Origin of the sequence: Pseudomonas sp. BC42, from assembly GCF_021560055.1 — a bacterium.
In the GTDB taxonomy this organism is placed as follows: domain Bacteria; phylum Pseudomonadota; class Gammaproteobacteria; order Pseudomonadales; family Pseudomonadaceae; genus Aquipseudomonas.
Window position 1 is genome coordinate 1,317,514 of the sequence record NZ_CP091067.1, and the last position, 21,450, is coordinate 1,338,963.

Annotated in this window: 24 protein-coding genes; 23 read left to right on the top strand and 1 reads right to left on the bottom strand. The window is 60.8% G+C overall.

The window, feature by feature from the left end; genetic code table 11:
* Positions 1-10: 10 nt before the first annotated feature.
* The 5 genes from tgt (at position 11) to L1O02_RS06255 (ending at position 5,044) form a co-directional block, all read left to right on the top strand.
* Entirely contained in the window at positions 11-1,126 is a 1,116-nt protein-coding gene (gene tgt, locus L1O02_RS06235; RefSeq protein ID WP_161799191.1) for a tRNA guanosine(34) transglycosylase Tgt, read from the top strand.
* A gap of 47 nt (positions 1,127-1,173) precedes the next feature.
* Positions 1,174-1,512 (top strand): preprotein translocase subunit YajC, encoded by a 339-nt coding sequence (yajC, locus tag L1O02_RS06240; RefSeq protein WP_060840888.1) that lies wholly within the window; start codon positions 1,174-1,176, stop codon positions 1,510-1,512.
* A 62-nt stretch (positions 1,513-1,574) separates the two neighbouring features.
* Positions 1,575-3,443: a protein translocase subunit SecD gene (gene secD / locus L1O02_RS06245; protein WP_060840887.1), complete on the top strand. Its 1,869-nt coding sequence runs from the start codon at positions 1,575-1,577 to the stop codon at positions 3,441-3,443.
* Positions 3,444-3,452: 9 nt separating this feature from the next.
* The gene (gene secF, locus L1O02_RS06250; RefSeq protein WP_060840886.1) at positions 3,453-4,367 is read left to right on the top strand and encodes a protein translocase subunit SecF; all 915 of its coding nucleotides are present in this window, start codon (positions 3,453-3,455) and stop codon (positions 4,365-4,367) included.
* A gap of 122 nt (positions 4,368-4,489) precedes the next feature.
* On the top strand, positions 4,490-5,044 hold the full coding sequence (locus tag L1O02_RS06255; RefSeq protein ID WP_011063221.1) for a glycine zipper 2TM domain-containing protein: 555 nt from the start codon (positions 4,490-4,492) through the stop codon (positions 5,042-5,044).
* A 133-nt stretch (positions 5,045-5,177) separates the two neighbouring features.
* Here the strand turns inward: L1O02_RS06255 and suhB are convergent, their stop codons facing one another.
* Positions 5,178-5,993, bottom strand: coding sequence for an inositol-phosphate phosphatase (gene suhB / locus L1O02_RS06260; RefSeq protein WP_011063220.1), 816 nt, complete (start codon positions 5,991-5,993; stop codon positions 5,178-5,180).
* Positions 5,994-6,239: 246 nt separating this feature from the next.
* On the opposite strand from suhB, the gene trmJ reads away from it, so the two are divergent.
* The 18 genes from trmJ (at position 6,240) to bamB (ending at position 21,372) form a co-directional block, all read left to right on the top strand.
* On the top strand, positions 6,240-7,013 hold the full coding sequence (gene trmJ, locus L1O02_RS06265) for a tRNA (cytosine(32)/uridine(32)-2'-O)-methyltransferase TrmJ (protein ID WP_108545270.1): 774 nt from the start codon (positions 6,240-6,242) through the stop codon (positions 7,011-7,013).
* Positions 7,013-7,789 carry a serine O-acetyltransferase gene (gene cysE, locus L1O02_RS06270; RefSeq protein ID WP_060840884.1) on the top strand — a complete coding sequence of 259 codons (777 nt, stop codon included), beginning with the start codon at positions 7,013-7,015 and terminating at the stop codon, positions 7,787-7,789. Before trmJ ends, cysE begins: the two co-directional genes overlap by 1 nt.
* A gap of 239 nt (positions 7,790-8,028) precedes the next feature.
* A complete protein-coding gene (gene iscR, locus L1O02_RS06275) occupies positions 8,029-8,520 on the top strand; it encodes a Fe-S cluster assembly transcriptional regulator IscR (RefSeq protein WP_011063217.1) in 492 nt (163 codons plus the stop codon).
* 50 nt (positions 8,521-8,570) lie between these two features.
* A complete protein-coding gene (locus tag L1O02_RS06280) occupies positions 8,571-9,785 on the top strand; it encodes an IscS subfamily cysteine desulfurase (protein ID WP_060840883.1) in 1,215 nt (404 codons plus the stop codon).
* 94 nt (positions 9,786-9,879) lie between these two features.
* Entirely contained in the window at positions 9,880-10,266 is a 387-nt protein-coding gene (gene iscU / locus L1O02_RS06285) for a Fe-S cluster assembly scaffold IscU (RefSeq protein WP_003443374.1), read from the top strand.
* Positions 10,267-10,308: 42 nt separating this feature from the next.
* Positions 10,309-10,632, top strand: a complete 324-nt coding sequence (gene iscA, locus L1O02_RS06290; RefSeq protein ID WP_007929524.1) for an iron-sulfur cluster assembly protein IscA — start codon at positions 10,309-10,311, stop codon at positions 10,630-10,632.
* A gap of 8 nt (positions 10,633-10,640) precedes the next feature.
* Positions 10,641-11,162, top strand: coding sequence for a co-chaperone HscB (gene hscB / locus L1O02_RS06295; RefSeq protein WP_060840882.1), 522 nt, complete (start codon positions 10,641-10,643; stop codon positions 11,160-11,162).
* Between the two features lie 51 nt (positions 11,163-11,213).
* The gene (gene hscA, locus L1O02_RS06300; protein ID WP_060844529.1) at positions 11,214-13,076 is read left to right on the top strand and encodes a Fe-S protein assembly chaperone HscA; all 1,863 of its coding nucleotides are present in this window, start codon (positions 11,214-11,216) and stop codon (positions 13,074-13,076) included.
* A gap of 3 nt (positions 13,077-13,079) precedes the next feature.
* Positions 13,080-13,421 carry an ISC system 2Fe-2S type ferredoxin gene (fdx, locus tag L1O02_RS06305; RefSeq protein WP_011063213.1) on the top strand — a complete coding sequence of 114 codons (342 nt, stop codon included), beginning with the start codon at positions 13,080-13,082 and terminating at the stop codon, positions 13,419-13,421.
* Positions 13,422-13,435: 14 nt separating this feature from the next.
* Positions 13,436-13,636 carry a Fe-S cluster assembly protein IscX gene (iscX, locus tag L1O02_RS06310; protein ID WP_011063212.1) on the top strand — a complete coding sequence of 67 codons (201 nt, stop codon included), beginning with the start codon at positions 13,436-13,438 and terminating at the stop codon, positions 13,634-13,636.
* A 94-nt stretch (positions 13,637-13,730) separates the two neighbouring features.
* Positions 13,731-14,156 (top strand): nucleoside-diphosphate kinase, encoded by a 426-nt coding sequence (gene ndk, locus L1O02_RS06315; RefSeq protein ID WP_025129556.1) that lies wholly within the window; start codon positions 13,731-13,733, stop codon positions 14,154-14,156.
* Between the two features lie 28 nt (positions 14,157-14,184).
* Positions 14,185-15,333, top strand: coding sequence for a 23S rRNA (adenine(2503)-C(2))-methyltransferase RlmN (gene rlmN, locus L1O02_RS06320; protein ID WP_060840879.1), 1,149 nt, complete (start codon positions 14,185-14,187; stop codon positions 15,331-15,333).
* A gap of 12 nt (positions 15,334-15,345) precedes the next feature.
* Positions 15,346-16,104, top strand: a complete 759-nt coding sequence (gene pilW / locus L1O02_RS06325) for a type IV pilus biogenesis/stability protein PilW (protein WP_060840878.1) — start codon at positions 15,346-15,348, stop codon at positions 16,102-16,104.
* Positions 16,104-17,120 carry a RodZ domain-containing protein gene (locus L1O02_RS06330; protein WP_235759712.1) on the top strand — a complete coding sequence of 339 codons (1,017 nt, stop codon included), beginning with the start codon at positions 16,104-16,106 and terminating at the stop codon, positions 17,118-17,120. Before pilW ends, L1O02_RS06330 begins: the two co-directional genes overlap by 1 nt.
* A 3-nt stretch (positions 17,121-17,123) precedes the next feature.
* Positions 17,124-18,233: a flavodoxin-dependent (E)-4-hydroxy-3-methylbut-2-enyl-diphosphate synthase gene (gene ispG / locus L1O02_RS06335; RefSeq protein WP_016968333.1), complete on the top strand. Its 1,110-nt coding sequence runs from the start codon at positions 17,124-17,126 to the stop codon at positions 18,231-18,233.
* 23 nt (positions 18,234-18,256) lie between these two features.
* The gene (gene hisS / locus L1O02_RS06340) at positions 18,257-19,546 is read left to right on the top strand and encodes a histidine--tRNA ligase (protein WP_060840876.1); all 1,290 of its coding nucleotides are present in this window, start codon (positions 18,257-18,259) and stop codon (positions 19,544-19,546) included.
* 40 nt (positions 19,547-19,586) lie between these two features.
* A complete protein-coding gene (locus tag L1O02_RS06345; RefSeq protein ID WP_016968331.1) occupies positions 19,587-20,228 on the top strand; it encodes a tetratricopeptide repeat protein in 642 nt (213 codons plus the stop codon).
* Positions 20,221-21,372 carry an outer membrane protein assembly factor BamB gene (gene bamB / locus L1O02_RS06350; protein WP_060840875.1) on the top strand — a complete coding sequence of 384 codons (1,152 nt, stop codon included), beginning with the start codon at positions 20,221-20,223 and terminating at the stop codon, positions 21,370-21,372. The genes L1O02_RS06345 and bamB overlap by 8 nt, the downstream gene beginning before the upstream one ends.
* Positions 21,373-21,450: the final 78 nt, after the last annotated feature.

A 21,450-nucleotide genomic window follows, 5' to 3' on the forward strand; every position in this document is an offset into this window, starting at 1 on the left:
CACTTGTCGTATGTCCTTCGAGCTTCTGGCCACTGATGGCAAGGCTCGTCGCGGTCGCCTGACCTTCCCCCGCGGTACGGTGGAAACCCCGGCCTTCATGCCGGTGGGCACCTATGGCACGGTCAAGGGCATGTTGCCGCGGGATATCGTCGCCACCGGCGCCGAGATCATTCTCGGCAACACCTTCCACCTGTGGCTGCGCCCGGGTACGGAAGTGATCAAGGCCCACGGTGACCTGCATGATTTCATGCAGTGGAATGGCCCGATCCTGACCGACTCCGGCGGTTTCCAGGTGTTCAGCCTGGGGGCGATGCGCAAGATCAAGGAAGAGGGCGTGACCTTCGCCTCGCCGGTGGACGGCGCCAAGGTGTTCATGGGCCCGGAAGAGTCGATGCAAGTGCAGCGCGACCTGGGGTCGGACATCGTGATGATCTTCGATGAGTGCACGCCGTACCCGGCCGATGAGGACGTGGCGCGGATCTCCATGGAGTTGTCCCTGCGCTGGGCCCAGCGCTCGAAGAACGCCCACGGCGACAACACGGCGGCGCTGTTCGGCATCGTCCAGGGCGGCATGCACCAGGACCTGCGCATGCGTTCCCTGGAAGGCCTGGACAAGATCGGCTTCGACGGCCTGGCCATCGGCGGCCTGTCGGTGGGCGAGCCCAAGCATGAAATGATCAAGGTCCTGGACTACCTGCCGGGCCAGATGCCTGCCGACAAACCTCGTTACCTTATGGGAGTTGGCAAGCCGGAAGATCTGGTTGAGGGTGTGCGCCGCGGTGTGGACATGTTCGATTGCGTGATGCCAACCCGCAATGCCCGCAATGGGCATCTGTTCATCGATACAGGCGTGCTGAAAATCCGTAACGCGTTTCATCGCCATGATGATTCGCCGCTGGACCCAACTTGTGATTGCTACACCTGCCAGAACTTCTCCCGTGCCTATCTGCATCACTTGGACAAGTGCGGGGAAATGCTCGGGAGTATGCTCAATACCATCCATAATTTGCGCCATTACCAGCGTCTTATGGCTGGTTTGCGCGAGGCTATTCAACAAGGTACATTGGCCGCCTTTGTCGATTCCTTCTATGCCAAGCGCGGGTTACCCGTGCCGCCTTTAGAGTAAGTTCTAAAGACGTTAAGCCACTAATTCTGCAATTATCGGAGTGTTAAATGAGCTTTTTGATCCCTGCCGCGTATGCGGACGCCGCTGCACCTGCTGCTGCCGGTCCTGCCGGCACTGGTTTCGAGTGGATTTTCCTGGTCGGCTTCCTGGTCATCTTCTATCTGATGATCTGGCGTCCACAGGCCAAGCGCGCCAAAGAGCAGAAGAACCTGCTGAGCAACCTGCAGAAAGGCGACGAAGTTGTGACCACTGGCGGTATCGCCGGCAAGATCAACAAAGTGACCGACGACTTCGTGGTTCTGGAAGTGTCGGACTCCGTTGAGCTGAAGTTCCAGAAGGGCGCGATCGCAGCCACGCTGCCAAAAGGCACGCTGAAAGCGATCTAAGTTTCATCTTTTACCAATCGACGGGGCGCGCAAGGCGCCCCGCGTCATAAACGGGCGGCGTGATGCTGAACAAATATCCTCTGTGGAAGTACCTACTGATCCTGGCGGTGCTGGCGATCGGTTTTATTTATTCCGCTCCCAATCTATACCCTGATGATCCGGCCATTCAGGTCAGCGGTGCGAGCACTGCGTTGCAGGTCACTCAGGCGGATCTGGATCGTGCGAGCAACGCGCTCACCGACGCCGGTATCAAGGTCAAGGCTTCCTCCATTGCCGCCAACGGCAAGGGTGGCCTGCTGCGCTTGATCAACAAGGAAGACCAGCTTCCGGCCAAGGATGTAGTGCGCAAGGCGCTGGGCGATGACTATGTGGTGGCGTTGAACCTGGCGCAAACCACCCCGCAATGGCTGCGCAACCTCGGTGCGCACCCGATGAAACTGGGTCTGGACTTGTCCGGTGGTGTGCACTTCCTGCTGGAAGTGGACATGGACAAAGCCCTCGACGCCCGCCTGAAGGTCTATGAAGGCGACGTCAAGAGCCTGCTGCGCAAAGAGCGTCTGCGCTATCGCAGCCTGCCGCAGCTCAACGGTGCCATCCAGCTGGGCTTCAGCGATGAAGACAGCCGTGAACAGGCCCGCTCGCTGATCCGCAAGAACTTCAATGATTTCGATATCGTACCGGCCGACCTCAATGGCCAACCGGTGCTGCGTCTGGCGATGACCCCGGCCAAGCTGGCGGAAATCCGCGAATACTCCATCAAGCAGAACTTGACCACCGTGCGTAACCGGGTCAACGAGCTGGGTGTGGCCGAGCCTCTGGTTCAGCGTCAGGGTGCCAACCGTATCGTGGTTGAGCTGCCGGGCGTGCAGGACACCGCTGAAGCCAAGCGGATCCTGGGCAAGACCGCCAACCTGGAATTCCGCCTGGCCGCCGAGCCGGGTGCTTCCAAGGCGACTTCCGAGTCCTTCGAATTCCGTGAGGGCAACCGTCCTCCAGCGCTGATCGAGCGTGGCCTGATCATCACCGGCGACCAGGTGACCGATGCCCAGGCCGGCTACGACGAGCACGGCCGTCCACAGGTGAACATCAAGCTCGATGGTCACGGTGGCGAACTGATGAACCGTTCGACCCGCAGCAACGTCGGTCGCAGCATGGCGGTGATCTTCATCGAGCAGAAGCCGATCACCACCTACACCAAGCAGATGGTCGACGGCGTCGAGAAAGATGTGCCGGTCCAGGCGTTCAAGGAAGAGAAGAAGATCATCAGCCTGGCGACCATCCAGTCGCCACTGGGCAGTCAGTTCCGCATCACCGGCCTGAACGGCCAGGGTGAGTCCTCCGAGCTGGCGCTGCTGCTGCGTGCCGGTGGTCTGGCGGCGCCGATGTACTTCGCTGAAGAGCGCACAATCGGTCCGAGCCTGGGTGCTGACAACATCACCAAGGGTATCGATGCGTCGCTGTGGGGCATGCTGTTCGTGTCGCTGTTCATCATCGCCATCTACCGCTTCTTCGGCGTGATCGCCACAGTGGCCCTGGCGCTGAACATGGTGCTGCTGCTGGCCCTGATGTCCTTGCTGGGGGCGACGCTGACCCTGCCGGGCATCGCCGGTATCGTGCTGACCATGGGTATGGCGGTGGACGCCAACGTACTGATCTTCTCGCGGATACGTGAAGAGATCGCCGCCGGCATGACGGTGCAGCGGGCAATCAACGAAGGCTTCGGCCGGGCATTCACCGCGATTCTCGATGCCAACCTGACCACCTTGCTGGTGGGCGGCATCCTCTTTGCCATGGGCACCGGCCCGGTCAAGGGCTTTGCGGTGACCATGTCCCTCGGGATCTTTACCTCGATGTTCACGGCCATCTGGCTGACCCGCGCGATGGTCAACCTGATCTTCGGCGGTCGTGACTTCAAGAAGTTGTGGATTTAAGGGGCTGCCATGTTACGTACTATCAACTTCATGGGCGTCCGCAACTTTGCGTTCGGCGTCACAGTGCTCCTCACCGTTCTGGCGTTGTTCAGCTGGTTCCACAAGGGGTTGAACTACGGTCTGGACTTCACCGGCGGTACGCTTATCGAGCTGACCTACGAGCGTCCGGCGGATGTGATGAAGGTGCGTTCGCAACTGAACGACGCCGGTTATCACGAAGCCATCGTGCAGAGCTTTGGTGCGACCACCGACCTGCTGGTGCGGATGCCGGGTGAAGACCCGCAACTAGGCCACCAGGTGGCCGAAGCGTTGCAGAAGGTCGGCGGCGACAACCCGGCGCAGGTCAAGCGCGTCGAGTTCGTCGGCCCGCAAGTGGGTGAAGAGCTGCGCGACCAGGGCGGTCTGGGCATGCTCATGGCGCTGGGCGGCATCCTGATCTACCTGGCTTTCCGCTTCCAGTGGAAGTTCGCCGTGGGCGCCATCGTTTCGCTGATCCATGACGTGATCGTGACCGTGGGTATCCTGTCGTTCTTCCAGATCACCTTCGACCTGACGGTGCTGGCGGCGGTGCTGGCGATCATCGGTTACTCCCTCAACGACACCATCGTGGTGTTCGACCGGGTGCGTGAGAACTTCCGGGTGCTGCGCAAGGCCAGCCTGATCGAGAACATCAACATCTCGACCACTCAGACCCTGCTGCGGACCATGGCGACGTCGATCTCCACCTTGCTGGCGATCATTGCGCTGCTGTTCTTCGGTGGTGACAACCTGCACGGCTTCTCCATCGCCCTGTTTGTCGGTGTGCTGGCGGGTACCTACTCGTCGATCTATATCGCCAACGTGGTGCTGATCTGGCTGAACCTGAACAGCGAGGACCTGATTCCTCCGGCCAACACCGAGAAGGAAGTGGACGACCGTCCTTGAGGATCTAGCCCTTTTCCGGCTGTCAGTTAAAAAGGCGCGAGTGTTGAACTCGCGCCTTTTTTATTGCTCCAACGCTGGGAGAAGCGCGGGCTAAGTCCCGTTTGTATGGTCAGGAGGTTCACGTGAACAAGTCGTTGCTGGTTGGTGCGGTATTGGGTGCTGTCGGTGTCACCGCCGGGGGTGCTGTTGCCACCTACAGCCTGGTTAAAAGCGGCCCTGAGTATGCGCAAGTGCTGGCTGTGCAGCCGGTCAAGCAACAGATCAAGACCCCTCGCGAAGTCTGCAAGGACGTTGCGGTCACCCGTCAGCGCCCGGTCAAGGATGAGCATCAGATCCTCGGCACCGTGGCCGGTGCGGTGGGCGGTGGCCTGCTGGGCAGCATGATTGGCAATGGTAACGGCAAGAAGCTTGCCACTGTGGCCGGCGCCGTGGGTGGCGGTTATGCGGGTAACAAGGTGCAGGAAGGCATGCAGGAGCGTGACACCTACACCACCACGCAGACTCGCTGCAACACGGTCAATGACATCAGTGACAAGATCGTCGGTTACGACGTGAAGTACGACCTGGGCGGCAAGCAAGGTCAGGTGCGCATGGATCGCGATCCGGGCAACCAGATCCCGGTGGATAAAGAAGGGCGTCTGATTCTCGGCCAGAACCAGAATCAGCCGGGTCAATAACCCGCGCTTGCAGGAGTCTGCTTGCCGGCGAATGGGCTCTGAGATTGCCTTCGCCAGCAACTCGGCTCCTGCGGGGCGGGTTTTGCGGACATAAAAAAAGCACCCCAAAGGGTGCTTTTTTTGTCGCTGGCGCTTAGCGCTTCAGCGAGGCCGGCAGGTGCGGCTGGATGGCGGTCAGGACCGCTTTGAAGCATTTGGTGTTGCCGGCTACCACATGGCCTTTTTCCAGGAAGTCGTGACCGCCGGTGAAGTCGCTCACCAGGCCGCCGGCTTCTTGAATCAGCAGGGCGCCTGCTGCCATGTCCCATTCGGACAGGCCCGACTCCCAGAACGCATCGAAACGACCGGCGGCGACGTAGGCCAGGTCCAGGCTCGCAGCGCCAGCACGGCGAATGCCGGCGGTCTGGCCCACCAGGGCGCGGAACATGCCCAGGTAGTTGTCGAGGTTGTCCATTTGGTCGTCACGGAACGGGAAGCCGGTGCCCAGCAGGGCGCCGTCGAGGCTGGTGCGACCGCTGACCCGCAGGCGGCGACCGTTCAGCTGGGCGCCACGGCCGCGGCTGGCGGTGAATTCTTCCTGGCGAACCGGATCGAGGACCACGGCGTGTTCCAGGCGGCCACGGTATTTGCAGGCGATGCTTACGGCAAAGTGCGGGATGCCACGCAGGAAGTTGGTGGTGCCGTCCAGTGGGTCGATGATCCACAGGTAGTCTTCACCTTCGCCGCTACCGGCATGCAGGCCGGTTTCTTCGCCGAGGATGGCGTGGGTCGGGTAGGCCTTGCGCAATGCGTCGATGATCTTCTGCTCGGCGGCACGATCAACTTCGGATACGTAGTCTTTGGCGTCTTTTTCGTCGACCTTGATGGTATCCAGGCGCTCGATGGAGCGGAAAATCAATTCACTGGCGCTGCGGGCGGCGCGCAGCGCGATATTCAGCATTGGCTGCATGGATAGGTCACCTAAGGTTGTTAAAGAAAGCCGAGCATTCTAGCAGAAAACTTTTGCAGATGAAGGTCGGCGTTCGCTTTGATTGCATCGATCCGCTGTGTGGCGCAGTTCGAGGGTGTGGGTGCGCCTCGCTGGCCGACTGCGCTTGATGGGCGGGTCGTTGGTTGTGGATGGTTATTTTTGAGGCGGGAGTCTTGCCTGTTCTGTAAGATTTGCTCCCCTTTCCAGTGTCCGAGAGCGCCTCCCTTGCTGCAGAACATTCGTGTCGTCCTGGTCAATACCAGTCATCCCGGCAATATCGGCGGGGCTGCGCGTGCCATGAAGAACATGGGCCTGTCGCGGCTGGTGCTGGTGGAGCCCCGGGTGTTTCCGTCCCATGAGGCCGATGCGCGGGCTTCCGGTGCCACCGATATCCTGGAGAGCGCCCAGGTGGTCGCCACCCTTGAGGAGGCCCTGGCCGGTTGCACTCTGGTATTTGGTACCAGTGCTCGTGATCGACGCATTCCCTGGCCGCTGCTGGATCCTCGTGAATCCGGCCTGAAAGTGGTGGAAGAGGCCGGGCAGGGCGCGCAGATCGCTCTGGTCTTCGGTCGTGAAGATTCCGGCCTGACCAATGACGAGCTGCAGCGATGTCATTTCCATGTGCATATCCCGTCGGACCCGGCGTTCAGCTCGCTGAACCTGGCCACGGCGGTGCAGGTGTTGACCTATGAAGTGCGCATGTCCTGGCTGGCGGCCCAAGGTCGGCCGACCAAGGTTGAGAAGGATGAAGTGGCCTCGCCGCGCAGTGAAGAACTGGCGACCATGGATGAGTTGGAGCGGTTTTACGAGCATCTGCAGCAGACGCTGGTGGCCATCGACTTTCTCGATCCGGAAAAACCGCGGCACTTGATGGCGCGCCTGCGTCGGTTGTACGGTCGCAGCTCGGTCAGCCGGGCGGAAATGAATATATTGCGTGGCATTCTCACGGAAACCCAGAAAGCGGCCCGTGGAGAGCTACAAAAGCGGAAGGATCAATGATGTTCGAGCGTCTGCGTGAAGATATCCAAAGCGTATTTCATCGTGACCCGGCGGCGCGCAATGCGTTCGAGGTGCTGACCTGCTACCCGGGGATGCACGCGATCTGGATTCACCGCTTGTCCGCTGCCCTGTGGGGTATGGGCTGGAAATGGCTGGCGCGGCTGGTGTCGAACTTCGGTCGCTGGCTGACCGGGATCGAGATCCACCCGGGGGCCAAGGTGGGGCGTCGTTTCTTCATTGACCATGGCATGGGCATCGTCATTGGTGAAACCGCCGAGATCGGTGATGACGTCACGCTCTATCAGGGTGTGACCCTGGGCGGTACCAGCTGGAACAAGGGTAAACGTCATCCGACCCTGGAGGACGGTGTGGTGGTGGGTGCGGGTGCCAAGGTGCTGGGCCCCTTCACGGTCGGTGCGGGGGCCAAGGTCGGTTCCAATGCGGTGGTGACCAAGGCGGTGCCGGCGGGCGCGACAGTGGTCGGCATTCCGGGGCGGATCATCATGAAGTCCAGTGACGAGCAGGAAGCCAAGCGCAAGGCGATGGCGGAGAAGCTCGGTTTCGATGCCTATGGCGTCAGCGAGGACATGCCTGATCCGGTGGCGCGGGCCATTGGTCAGTTGCTCGACCACCTGCAGGCGGTGGACGCTCGCCTGGAGGGTGTGTGCGGCGCTCTGAAGGATCTGGGCAGTGACTACTGCGCCAAGGATCTGCCAGTCCTGCGAGAGGAAGACTTCGCAGCAGTCAAAGGCAAGAGCGACAGCCAGATCGGCTGATGGCCTGGCCGGCGGCTCCTTGTCCAGGGGGCCGCTTGCCGGCGAAAGGGGGCTGAGGCGCCCTGGGTGACCCGCAGGTCAGTTGTCGGCAACCCGCTGTGCCATTACGTCGCAGACTTTGCTATGATTCGCGCGCTCTTTTGCGGGTAAACCCGACTAAAGTAGTTGGTCTTATAGTTGACCTGATTACTCGGGTATTGCATACTCGCCTCCATTCCGAAACTCCGTGGTACTTGTCCATGCGACTGACTACTAAAGGCCGATACGCGGTGACCGCCATGCTTGATCTGGCGTTGCACGCGCAACATGGCCCGGTCTCCCTGGCCGATATCTCTGAGCGCCAAGGCATTTCCCTGTCCTACCTCGAACAGCTTTTCGCCAAACTGCGTCGCAGTAACCTGGTGTCCAGCGTCCGTGGTCCGGGTGGCGGCTATCAGCTGTCCCGTGACATGCAGGGGATCCAGGTGGCCCAGGTGATCGATGCCGTGAACGAATCGGTCGATGCCACCAAATGCCAGGGGCTGGGTGATTGCCATGCCGGCGACACCTGCCTGACCCATCACCTGTGGTGCGACCTGAGCCTGCAGATCCACGAATTTCTGAGCGGTATCAGCTTGGCAGACCTTGTCACTCGCCGTGAGGTACAAGAAGTTGCCCAGCGTCAGGATCAGCGCCGTTGTAATGGCAAGGCGCCGCGCCTGGACAAGATTGAAGCGTCAGCCGTCGAATGACAGCCATAGAGCTAGCGGCACGCCAGCCAGCCTGATTTAGGAGAGAGTCCATGAAATTGCCGATTTACCTTGATTACTCTGCAACCACCCCGGTTGATCCGCGCGTGGCGCAGAAGATGAGTGAATGCCTGCTGGTCGACGGAAACTTCGGTAACCCGGCGTCCCGCTCCCACGTGTTTGGCTGGAAGGCCGAAGAGTCGGTGGAAAATGCCCGTCGCCAAGTGGCAGACCTGGTCAACGCCGACCCGCGTGAAATCGTCTGGACCTCCGGTGCCACCGAGTCCGACAACCTGGCAATCAAGGGCGTCGCGCATTTCTATCACACCAAGGGCAAGCACCTGATCACCTCGAAGATCGAGCACAAGGCTGTCCTGGACACCATGCGCCAGCTTGAGCGTGAAGGCTTCGAAGTGACCTACATCGAGCCGGGCGAAGACGGTCTGATCACTCCGGCCATGGTTGAAGCGGCTCTGCGTGACGACACCATCCTGGTTTCGATCATGCATGTGAACAACGAGATCGGCACCATCAACGACATCGCCGCCATCGGCGAGTTGACCCGCTCCAAAGGCGTCCTGTTCCACGTCGACGGCGCTCAGTCCACCGGCAAGGTCGAGATCGACCTGCAGGCCCTGAAAGTCGACCTGATGTCCTTCTCGGCCCACAAGACCTACGGTCCTAAAGGCATCGGCGCGCTGTACGTCAGCCGCAAGCCGCGGGTGCGCCTGGAAGCCACCATGCACGGCGGCGGTCACGAGCGCGGCATGCGTTCCGGCACCCTGGCCACTCACCAGATCGTCGGCATGGGCGAAGCCTTCCGCGTCGCCAAGGAAGACATGGCGGCCGAGAATGCCCGCATCAAGGCCTTGAGCGAGCGCTTTTACAAGCAGGTCGAGCACTTGGAAGAGCTGTACATCAACGGCAGCATGACTGCCCGCGTGCCGCACAACCTGAACCTGAGCTTCAACTACGTTGAAGGCGAGTCGCTGATCATGGCCCTCAAGGACCTGGCGGTGTCTTCCGGCTCGGCTTGCACTTCGGCGTCGCTTGAGCCTTCGTACGTGCTGCGCGCCCTGGGCCGCAACGACGAGCTGGCTCACAGCTCGATCCGCTTCACCTTCGGCCGCTTCACCACCGAAGAAGAAATCGATTACGCAGCGCAGAAAGTCTGCGAAGCCGTTACCAAGCTGCGCGCTTTGTCGCCGCTGTGGGACATGTACAAAGATGGCGTCGATATCTCGAAGATCGAGTGGGCGGCACACTGAATATAAGTCGCCGCACAGGGTTCTGTAGAACGTGCCGATAACGGCGATTTGCGGAACCCGAGAGCGACTCTCTGATGAGTGAGGATTAAGAATCATGGCTTACAGCGAAAAGGTCATCGACCACTACGAGAACCCGCGTAACGTCGGCAAGATGGACGCGGAAGATCCTGATGTCGGCACCGGCATGGTCGGCGCTCCCGCCTGCGGCGACGTGATGCGTCTGCAGATCAAGGTCAACGAGCAGGGCATCATCGAGGACGCCAAGTTCAAGACCTATGGCTGCGGTTCCGCCATTGCCTCCAGCTCCCTGGCCACTGAGTGGATGAAGGGCAAGACGCTGGATGAAGCCGAAACCATCAAGAACACCCAGCTGGCAGAAGAGCTGGCCCTGCCTCCAGTGAAGATTCACTGCTCGGTACTCGCCGAAGACGCCATCAAGGCCGCCGTTCGCGACTACAAGCAGAAGAAAGGCCTGATCTGATCGATCGGCTTTCACAGATTTGGCGACAAGTAAGGAGTCACGATGGCTATCAGCATGACAGAAGCGGCTGCTCAACACGTGCGACGCTCCCTCAACGGGCGCGGCAAGGGTGATGGGATTCGTCTGGGTGTTCGCACCACGGGCTGTTCCGGCCTTGCCTATGTGCTGGAGTTCGTCGACGAGATCGGCGAGGACGATCAGGTGTTCGAGAGTCACGGCGAGAAAGTGATCATCGACCCGAAAAGCCTGACCTATCTGGACGGCACCGAGCTTGATTTCGTCAAGGAAGGGTTGAACGAAGGCTTCAAGTTCAACAACCCCAACGTGCGCGGTGAATGTGGCTGCGGCGAAAGCTTCAACATCTGAGGCTTCCAGTGGGTACTCCTTGTCATTTCGCTTTATTTGAGCTGCAACCGAGCTTCCGCCTGGATCTCGAGCAGCTGGCCGCGCGCTACCGTGAGTTGGCGCGCGGGGTTCATCCTGACCGTTTTGCCGATGCGTCCGAGCGTGAGCAGCGCCTGGCCCTGGAGCAGTCGGCAAGCCTCAATGAGGCTTATCAGACGCTCAAGAGTCCGCCCAAGCGTGCCCGTTATCTGTTGGCGTTGAAGGGTGGCGAGTTGCCGCTGGAAGTCACGGTGCATGATCCCGAGTTTCTTCTGCAGCAGATGCAGTGGCGCGAAGAGCTCGAAGACCTGCAGGACAGCGCCGACCTGGCCGGCGTGGCGGCATTCAAGCGGCGGTTGAAGATTGCCCAGGATGAACTGAACGAAAGCTTCGCAGCCTGTTGGGATGATGCAGCGCAGCGCGAGCAGGCCGAGCGCCTGATGCGGCGCATGCAGTTCCTCGACAAGCTCACCTACGAAGTGCGCCAGTTAGAAGAGCGCCTCGACGATTAACCCAGTGCCGCTCCGGTCGCACGCCTGATATACAGATAAGTCCAGATAAGCATGGCCCTACTGCAGATCGCCGAACCCGGCCAAAGTCCTCAACCGCACCAGCGTCGCCTGGCTGTGGGAATCGACTTGGGCACTACCAATTCGCTGGTCGCTGCCTTGCGCAGTGGTCTTTCCGAGCCTCTGGCCGACGCGCAGGGTCAGGTGATTCTGCCGTCCGCCGTGCGTTATCACGCCGACCGCGTCGAAGTGGGCGAATCCGCCCGCCTGGCCGCGCCCACCGATCCCTTGAATACCGTGCTTTCGGTCAAGCGCCTGATGGGGCGCGGGCTGGCCGACGTCAAGCAGCTGGGCGAACAACTGCCCTATCGCTTCGTTGACGGCGAGTCGCACATGCCGTTCATCGAGACCATCCAGGGGCCGAAAAGCCCGGTGGAGGTCTCCGCGGAAGTGCTGAAGGTGTTGCGTCAGCGCGCTGAAGCGACCCTGGGTGGCGAGCTGGTGGGGGCGGTGATCACTGTTCCGGCCTATTTCGACGATGCCCAGCGTCAAGCCACCAAGGATGCGGCCAAGCTGGCCGGTCTGAATGTGCTGCGCTTGCTCAACGAACCGACCGCGGCTGCCGTGGCCTACGGCCTGGACCAGCACGCCGAGGGCGTGGTGGCGATCTATGACCTGGGTGGCGGTACCTTCGATATTTCCATCCTGCGCCTGACCGGCGGTGTCTTCGAGGTGCTGGCCACCGGCGGCGATACCGCCTTGGGTGGCGATGACTTCGATCACGCCATTGCCGGCTGGATCATCGAGGGCGCGGGCTTGTCCGCCGACCTGGATCCGGGCACTCAGCGCAACCTGTTGCAAACCGCCTGCGCGGCCAAGGAAGCCCTGACCCATGCCGCCTCGGTGGAAGTGGTTTACGGTGACTGGCGCGCCGCGCTGACCCGCGAAACCTTCGATGCCCTGATCGAGCCCATGGTGGCGCGCAGCCTCAAGGCCTGCCGTCGCGCCGTTCGTGACTCCAATGTCGAATTGGACGAAGTGCAGGCAGTGGTCATGGTGGGCGGTTCGACCCGGGTGCCGCGAGTGCGGGAAGCGGTCGCCGAAATGTTCGGTCGCCAGCCGTTGACCGAAATCGACCCGGATCAAGTGGTGGCCATTGGTGCTGCGATCCAGGCCGATACGCTGGCCGGTAACAAGCGCGAAGGTGGCGAGTTGTTGCTGCTGGACGTGATTCCGCTGTCCCTGGGTCTGGAAACCATGGGCGGGCTGATGGAGAAGGTGATTCCGCGCAACACCACCATCCCGGTGGCCCGTGCCCAGGACTTCACGACTTACAAAGATGGCCAGACGGCCATGATGATTCATGTGCTGCAGGGCGAGCGTGAGCTGATCAGCGACTGCCGCTCCCTGGCGCGCTTCGAATTGCGCGGCATCCCGCCGATGGTGGCGGGTGCGGCGAAGATCCGCGTGACCTTCCAGGTCGATGCCGACGGCCTGCTCAGCGTCTCGGCACGGGAGTTGGGGTCGGGCGTGGAAGCCAGCATTCAGGTCAAGCCATCCTACGGTCTGACCGACGGCGAGATCGCCAAGATGCTCAAGGACTCCTTCCAGTACGCCGGCGACGACAAGGTGGCCCGCGTGCTGCGGGAGCAGCAGGTTGATGCCCAGCGGCTGATCGAGGCCGTGCAAGGCGCTCTGGACGCGGACGGTGATCGCCTGCTGGACGCTGAAGAGCGAATGGTCATCGAGCTGCAGATGCAGGAACTGAGTGAATTGATGCGTGGCACCGATGGTTACGCCATCGAGCAGCAGACCAAGCGTCTGTCGCAAGTGACCGATGCCTTTGCTGCCCGCCGCCTGGATTCGACGGTGAAAGCCGCCCTGGCGGGGCGCAACCTGAATGAAATCGAGGAATAACTGATGCCGCAGATCATTTTTCTGCCACACGCCGTGTTCTGCCCGGACGGTCTGGTTGTCGAGGTCGAGCCCGGGGTTTCGGTGCTCGAGGTGGCCCATGACAACCACATCGAGATCGAGAGCGCCTGCGGCGGCGTCTGTGCCTGTACCACCTGCCACTGCATCATTCGTGAAGGGTTCGATTCGCTGAACGAAGCCGACGAGCTGGAAGAAGACTTGCTGGACAAGGCCTGGGGCCTGGAAGCGCAATCGCGGCTGTCGTGCCAGGCCATCGTCGGCGACGAAGACCTGACCGTTGAAATTCCCAAGTACTCGCTCAACCATGCTGCCGAAGCGCCGCACTGATTCAAGGAGTCGTCATGAGTCTGAAGTGGGTTGATGTACTGGAAATCGCGATCCAGCTGGCTGAGTCCAAGCCCGATGTGGATCCGCGTTATGTGAACTTTGTCGATCTGCACCAATGGGTTCTGGCATTGCCGGAGTTCAGCGACGATCCGGCTCGCGGAGGCGAGAAGGTTCTTGAAGCAATTCAGGCCGCCTGGATCGACGAAGCGGACTGAATCCGCGGGCTACGCAGTTAGGCAATCCCTATAAACCCGCGTATAATTCGCGGGTTTAATTTTTCGCTTTAATCACCGTTTCTGGAGTTACACCATGGCTGTTCAACGTACTTTCTCCATCATCAAGCCTGACGCTGTTGCAAAAAACGTTATCGGCAAGATCGTTTCCCGTTTTGAAGAAGCCGGCCTGCGCGTTGTAGCTTCGAAAATGAAGCAACTGTCCAAGGCTGAAGCTGAAGGCTTCTACGCTGAGCACAGCGAGCGTGGCTTCTTCGGCGAACTGGTTGCCTTCATGACTTCCGGTCCAGTTGTTGTTCAGGTTCTGGAAGGCGAAAACGCCATCGCTCGCAACCGTGAGCTGATGGGCGCTACCAACCCTAAAGAAGCTGCTGCCGGCACCATCCGTGCTGACTTCGCCGAGTCCATCGACGCCAACGCCGTTCACGGTTCGGACTCCGAAGCTGCCGCTGCTCGCGAAATCGCTTACTTCTTCGCAGCTACTGAAGTAACCGCTCGCTGAGTAAGGCTTGCGTGTGAGGGGTGAGACCATGACTACATCGATCGGCAAAACTAACCTGTTGGGGCTGACTCAACCGGAAATGGAGAAATTCTTCGACTCAATCGGGGAGAAGCGTTTCCGTGCCGGTCAGGTAATGAAATGGATTCACCACTTTGGCGTCGATGATTTCGACGCCATGACGAATGTCGGCAAGGCCTTGCGCGAAAAGCTCAAGGCCGTTGCCGAGATTCGCGGTCCGGAAGTGGTCAGCGAGGACATCTCCAGCGATGGCACCCGTAAATGGGTGGTGCGCGTGGCGTCCGGCAGCTGCGTCGAGACCGTGTACATTCCCCAGGGCAAGCGCGGCACGCTGTGCGTTTCGTCCCAGGCAGGCTGTGCCCTGGACTGCAGTTTCTGCTCCACCGGCAAGCAAGGCTTCAATAGCAACCTCACCGCCGCCGAAGTCATCGGCCAGGTGTGGATTGCCAACAAATCCTTTGGCAGCGTCCCGGCGACCGTCGACCGTGCCATCACCAACGTGGTGATGATGGGCATGGGTGAGCCGCTGCTGAACTTCGACAACGTCATCGCGGCCATGCACCTGATGATGGACGACCTGGGCTACGGCATTTCCAAGCGCCGGGTGACCCTGTCCACCTCCGGCGTGGTGCCGATGATCGATGAGCTGGCCAAGCACATCGACGTCTCCCTGGCGTTGTCGCTGCACGCACCCAACGATGCGCTGCGCAACCAGCTGGTACCGATCAACAAGAAGTACCCGCTGAAGATGCTTCTCGAGTCCTGCCAGCGCTACATGTCCGCCCTGGGCGAGAAGCGCGTGCTGACCATCGAGTACACCCTGCTCAAGGATGTCAACGACAAGCTGGAACACGCCGTTGAAATGATCGAGTTGCTCAAGGACGTTCCTTGCAAGATCAACCTGATTCCGTTCAACCCGTTCCCTCACTCCGGCTACGAACGTCCGAGCAACAATGCCATTCGCCGTTTCCAGGACCAGCTGCATCACGCCGGCTTCAATGTCACCGTGCGCACGACTCGCGGTGAGGACATTGACGCCGCCTGCGGGCAGTTGGTCGGGCAGGTGCTGGACCGCACCCGTCGCAGCGAACGCTATATCGCCGTGCGTGAGTTGAGCGCCGACGCCGATATGCCGCAAAGCGCTGCGACCCGTACCTGAGAGAGGAACTCCATGACCCTGCGCTTCGCGCTGCTCCTGCTCGTTGCCAGTCTCTGTGCTGGCTGTGTTCTGTCGGGTGATTCCAATCCGCTGAACACCAGCAAGGGCCGCGATGAGGCGCGTGCCGCCTATGTGCAACTGGGGCTGGGTTATCTGCAGCAAGGCATGAGCGAGCGCGCCAAGGTTCCGTTGCGCAAGGCTCTGGAACTGGCTCCTGCCGATGCCGATGCCAATGCCGCCCTGGCGTTGGTGTTCCAGGCCGAGATGGAGCCGGCCCTGGCCGACGAGCATTTTCGCCAGGCCCTGGCGGCCCGTCCGGACGATGCGCGAATCCTCAATAACTACGGCAGTTTCCTGTTCGAAGAAAAACGTTACAAAGAGGCCTATCAGCGTTTTGAGCAAGCCGCGGCTGATACTCTGTACCCCGAACGTTCCCGGGTGTTTGAAAGCCTCGGGATGACCGCTTCGAAGCTGGGCCAGCGTGAGCTGGCCCGGTTGCAACTGGAAAAAGCCCTGCGCTTGAATCACCAACAGCCCCGCGCGTTGCTGGAAATGGCTGAGTTGTCTTACGAAGACAGGCATTATGTGCCCGCCCGCGACTATTACGATCGTTTTAGCCTGCTCGACGCGCAAAATGCACGTAGTCTATTGCTCGGCGTTCGGCTGGCAACGGTGTTCGAAGATCGCGACAAGGCCGCCAGTTACGGTCTGCAACTAAAACGACTTTATCCCGGTACGCCGGAATATCAGCAATACCTGTCGGAGCAATGATGAAAGCGGCGCATCCCGAAGTTCAAGCAGTGACTCGCGTAAACCCCGGTGAGACCCTGCGTCAGGCCCGCGAAAGCAATGGTTGGTCGCTGGCAGAAGTGGCCCACAAGCTCAACCTCACCGTGAGCTCTCTGAGCAACCTGGAAGCCGGCGCTTTCGACAAGCTGCCAGGGCATACCTTTGCTCGCGGCTATATCCGTGCCTATGCCAAGTTGCTGGGCATGGATCAGGCGATCCTGGTTCAGGAGTTCGATCAATACACCGGTACCGACTCTCAAGGCAGCAACGTTCACGCCCTGGGACGGATCGAGGAACCGGTACGGGTTTCCCACACCATCCTGCGCATTGTCAGCTTGCTGCTGCTGGTGGCGGTGGTCGGTGGCGGTTTCATCTGGTGGCAGGATCAATCCTCCCAGCGTGGCAAGGAGCCAGTGTCCCTGAGCCCTGAGCACGTTGAGGTCGAAGGGGCCGACGGCACCACGCAGATCCATCCGATCGACGAGCCCGAAGACCAGGCGGTTGCCGAAGGTCAGAGCGAAGCCCTGGACAACGCCGCACAAGACCAGAACCAGGCGAGTGCCGAGGCGCCGGCCAATCCGCCAGCTCCTGCGGCCCCGGCTCCCGTTGTGACGCCTGCGGCACCGACCGCTCCTGTGCATGCCGCCCCAACCACTGCGCCTGTTGCCAGCGCACCGGTAGCTCAGGCTCCGGCCGCCGCGCCCGCTGTGCCGGCAAATGCTGGCAATGCCGCAGCGCCGAGCTCGCCGGTTGCCGGTTCGGGTCAGGTACAGATCCAGTTCAGCGCCGATTGCTGGGCCCAGGTCATCGATGGCAACGGCAAGATTCTGCTCAGCGCCCTCAAGCGCAAGGGCGAGAACGTTGATGTCAGCGGCAAGCCACCTTTTGCCGTGCGTCTGGGTTATGCCCGTGGCGCACAAATCACTTACAACGGTCAGGCGGTGGATATCGCCCCGTTCACCAGTGGCGAGACTGCTCGCCTGAAGTTAGGTCAATAAGTCATGCACGGCGAATCTCCAATCAAACGTCGCGAGTCCCGCAAGATCTGGGTCGGCTCGGTACCGGTCGGCGGCGATGCGCCGATCGCGGTGCAGAGCATGACCAACAGCGACACCAACGACGTAGCGGCAACCGTCGCCCAGATCAACCGCCTGGAAGCCGCCGGTGTCGACATCGTGCGGGTTTCGGTGCCGGACATGGACGCCGCCGAAGCGTTCGGCCGGATCAAGCAGCAGGTCAAGGTGCCCCTGGTGGCCGACATTCACTTCGACTACAAGATCGCTTTGCGCGTGGCCGAGCTGGGTGTCGATTGCCTGCGGATCAACCCCGGCAACATCGGTCGCGAAGACCGGGTTCGCGCCGTGGTGGACGCCGCTCGCGATCGCGGGATCCCGATCCGTATCGGGGTCAACGCCGGCTCCCTGGAAAAGGACCTGCAGAAGAAGTACGGCGAGCCGACTCCGGCTGCGCTGGTCGAGTCGGCACTGCGTCATGTCGAGCACCTCGAACGCCTGAATTTCCAGGACTTCAAGGTCAGCGTTAAGGCTTCCGACGTGTTCATGGCGGTCGAAGCCTACCGTTTGCTGGCCAAGGAAATCATTCAACCCTTGCACCTGGGCATCACTGAAGCCGGTGGATTGCGTTCAGGCACGGTGAAATCCGCTGTCGGCCTCGGTATGCTGCTGGCCGAAGGGATTGGCGATACCATTCGCATCTCGTTGGCGGCCGACCCGGTCGAGGAAGTGAAGGTCGGCTACGACATTCTCAAGTCCCTGCACCTGCGTTCCCGTGGCATCAACTTCATCGCCTGCCCGAGCTGCTCGCGGCAGAATTTCGATGTGGTGAAAACCATGAACGAGCTGGAAGGGCGCCTTGAAGACCTGCTGGTGCCGTTGGATGTCGCGGTGATCGGTTGCGTGGTCAACGGCCCGGGTGAAGCCAAAGAGGCGCACATCGGTCTGACCGGCGGTACGCCGAACCTGATCTACATCGACGGCAAGCCGGCACAGAAACTGACCAATGACAATCTGGTGGACGAGCTCGAAAAGCTGATCCGGCAGAAGGCGGCCGAAAAGGTCGAAGCCGACGCAGCGCTGATCGCTCGCGGCTAACCGAACGTATTTAAGGATTTTTTGTGAGCAAGTCTCTGCAAGCCATTCGTGGCATGAATGACATCCTGCCCGAGCAGACGCCCCTGTGGCGTTATTTCGAGGGTACCGTGGCGCGTCTGCTGGATAACTACGGTTACAAGCAGATCCGCATGCCGATCGTCGAGTTCACCGAGCTGTTCAAGCGCTCCATCGGTGAAGTGACCGACATCGTCGAAAAAGAGATGTACACCTTCGAAGACCGCAACGGCGACTCCCTGACCTTGCGTCCGGAAGGCACCGCGGCTTGCGTTCGCGCGGCCCTGGAGCATGGCCTGACCGGTGCTGGCCAGGTGCAGAAACTGTGGTACATCGGCCCGATGTTCCGTCACGAGCGTCCACAGAAAGGCCGTTATCGCCAGTTCCACCAGATCGGTCTGGAGGTGTTCAACCTCGACGGTCCGGATATCGACGCCGAGCTGATCGTGCTGACCTGGCGCCTGTGGGGCGAGCTGGGCATCCGTGATGCGGTGAAGCTCGAACTCAACAGCCTGGGTACTTCCGAAGCCCGTGCCCGCTATCGCGATGCCCTGGTGGAATTCCTCTCGGCCCGTCACGACAAGCTGGACGAAGACAGCCAGCGTCGCCTGAAGAGCAACCCGCTGCGGGTTCTGGACACCAAGGATCCAGGCACCCAGGCCGTACTGGTGGACGCGCCGAAGCTGGCCGACTACCTCGATGAAGAATCCCGGGTTCACTTCGAGGGCCTCAAGGCTCGCCTGGATGCCGCCGGGATTCCTTATGTGATCAACCCGAAGCTGGTCCGCGGCCTGGATTACTACAGCAAGACCGTTTTCGAATGGGTGACCGACAAGCTCGGTGCCCAGGGCACCGTCTGCGCGGGTGGCCGTTATGACGGCCTGGTGGAGCAGATGGGCGGCAAGCCGACCTCGGGCGTGGGTTTCGCCATGGGTATCGAGCGTCTGGTGCTGATGCTGGAAACCCTGGAGCAGGTGCCGGAATCGATTTCCCGCCAGGTGGATGTCTACCTCTGCGCCTTTGGCGAGGCTGCCGAATTGGCGGGGCTGGCCCTGAGCGAGCGGGTACGCGACCAGTTGCCCAACCTGCGCCTGCAGGTCAACGCCGGTGGCGGCAGCTTCAAGAGCCAATTCAAGAAGGCCGACAAGAGCGGTGCGTTGTACGCGCTGATCCTCGGTGACGACGAGCTGGCCCAGCAAGTGGTAGGTTTCAAACCCCTGCGTGGCCAGGGCGAACAACAAAGCATTGCCTGGGATGCGCTCGCGGCGCACCTGGCCACCTGCGTCGTGCAGGGTTGAAGCTGTCAAACAGCCGAATTAGCGAATAAGGAGTATTGGGGTGTCGAGTACCGAAGACGAACAGCTGGCGGAATTGAAAGACTGGTGGCAGCGCAACGGCAAACCTCTGGTGACCGGCGGTCTGCTGGCTCTGGTCATCGTGTTTGGCTGGCAGGCCTGGCACAAGTATCAGAACAATCAGTCGCAAGGCGCTTCGGTGCTCTATCAGCAACTGCTGGAAACCACGCTGACACCGGATGGCAAGCCTGATGCCGCCCGCGTTGCGGACCTGGCCGGCAAGCTCAACAGCGAGTTCGGCGGCACCGCCTACGCGCAGTACGGCAGTCTGTTCGTCGCCAAGGTGGCGGTAGACACCGGCAAGCTGGATGATGCAGCGGCGCAACTGAAGGCCATCGCCGACAAGCCTGCGAACCCGACCTTGGGTGAAGTGGCGCGTCAGCGCCTGGCCCAGGTGCTGGCGGCGCAGAACAAGGCCGACGAAGCCCTGAAACTGCTCGACGGCGATGCCGACAAGGCCTTCCTGGCAACCCGTGAAGAGCTCAAGGGTGATCTGCTGGTGCAGTTGGGCCGTGTCGATGAAGCTCATGCGGCATATCAAAAAGCCAAGGCAGCGCTCTCGGATGAAGCGGCGGTCGGTGGCTTACAAATCAAGCTGGACGACCTGGCCAAAGGGGATGCATGACGTGATCCGTTGGAAACATGCAGCATTGCTGGCTCTGGCCTTGTTGGCCGCGGGTTGCAGCAGCAACAGCAAGAAAGAACTGCCGCCGGCTGAGCTGGTCGACTTCAAAGAAGAAGTGGTCCTGCAGAAGCAGTGGAGCCGTTCGATCGGTGACGGTCAGGGCGAAACCTACAACATGCTGGTACCGGCCATCGATGGTGACACCATCTATGCTGCCGACGTCACCGGTGTGGTGGTTTCCATGGATCGCATGAACGGCGACGTCAAATGGAAGAAAGATCTCGAACTGCCTGTTTCCGGCGCCGTGGGCGTGGGTTATGGCCTGGTCATGATCGGCACCCTGAAAGGCGAAGTGGTTGCCCTGGATGCTTCCAGCGGTGAAGAGAAGTGGCGTACCCGTGTGACCAGTGAAGTTCTGGCTCCGCCTGCCACCAACGGTGACGTAGTGGTGGTGCAGACTCAGGATGATCGGGTGATTGGCCTTGATGCCAGCACCGGTCATCAGATCTGGCTGTACGACAGCACCCCGGCGGTACTGACCCTGCGGGGCACCAGTGCCCCCTTGGCGACCAACCGTCTGGCCCTGGCCGGTCTTTCCACTGGCAAGGTGGTGGCCCTGGATATCCGCAACGGCGTGCCGGTGTGGGAGCAGCGCATCGCCATTCCACAAGGCCGTTCCGAACTGGATCGCGTAGTGGACATCGACGGCGGCCTGCTGCTGTCCGGCGGTACGCTGTATGTCGCCAGTTACCAGGGGCGTGTGGTTGCCCTGGACCTGGAGAGCGGTCGTCCGCTGTGGCAGCGTGATGCGTCCAGCTATGCCGGCGTGGCACAAGGTTTTGGCAGCGTCTATGTCAGCCTGTCCTCGGGCACCGTGGAAGGCGTGGACGAGCGTTCGACCACCGCCCTGTGGAGCAACGACTCCCTGGCTCGACGTCAACTGTCGGCGCCGGAAGTCTTCTCCAGCTACGTGGCTGTAGGTGACCTGGAAGGTTATCTGCACCTGCTGAGCCAGGTTGACGGTCGTTTCGTCGGCCGTACGCGCATTGACAGCGATGGCCTGCGCGCCCGTCCGCTGGTGGTGGGCGACATGATTTATGTGTATGGCAACAGCGGCAAACTGGAAGCCCTGACCATCAAGTAATGGTTTGACTATGCTTGGGGTTGATTCCCCAAGCGGCCTTGTCTCGACAAGGTTCGCAGCACTTCAAGGTGCTGCCCC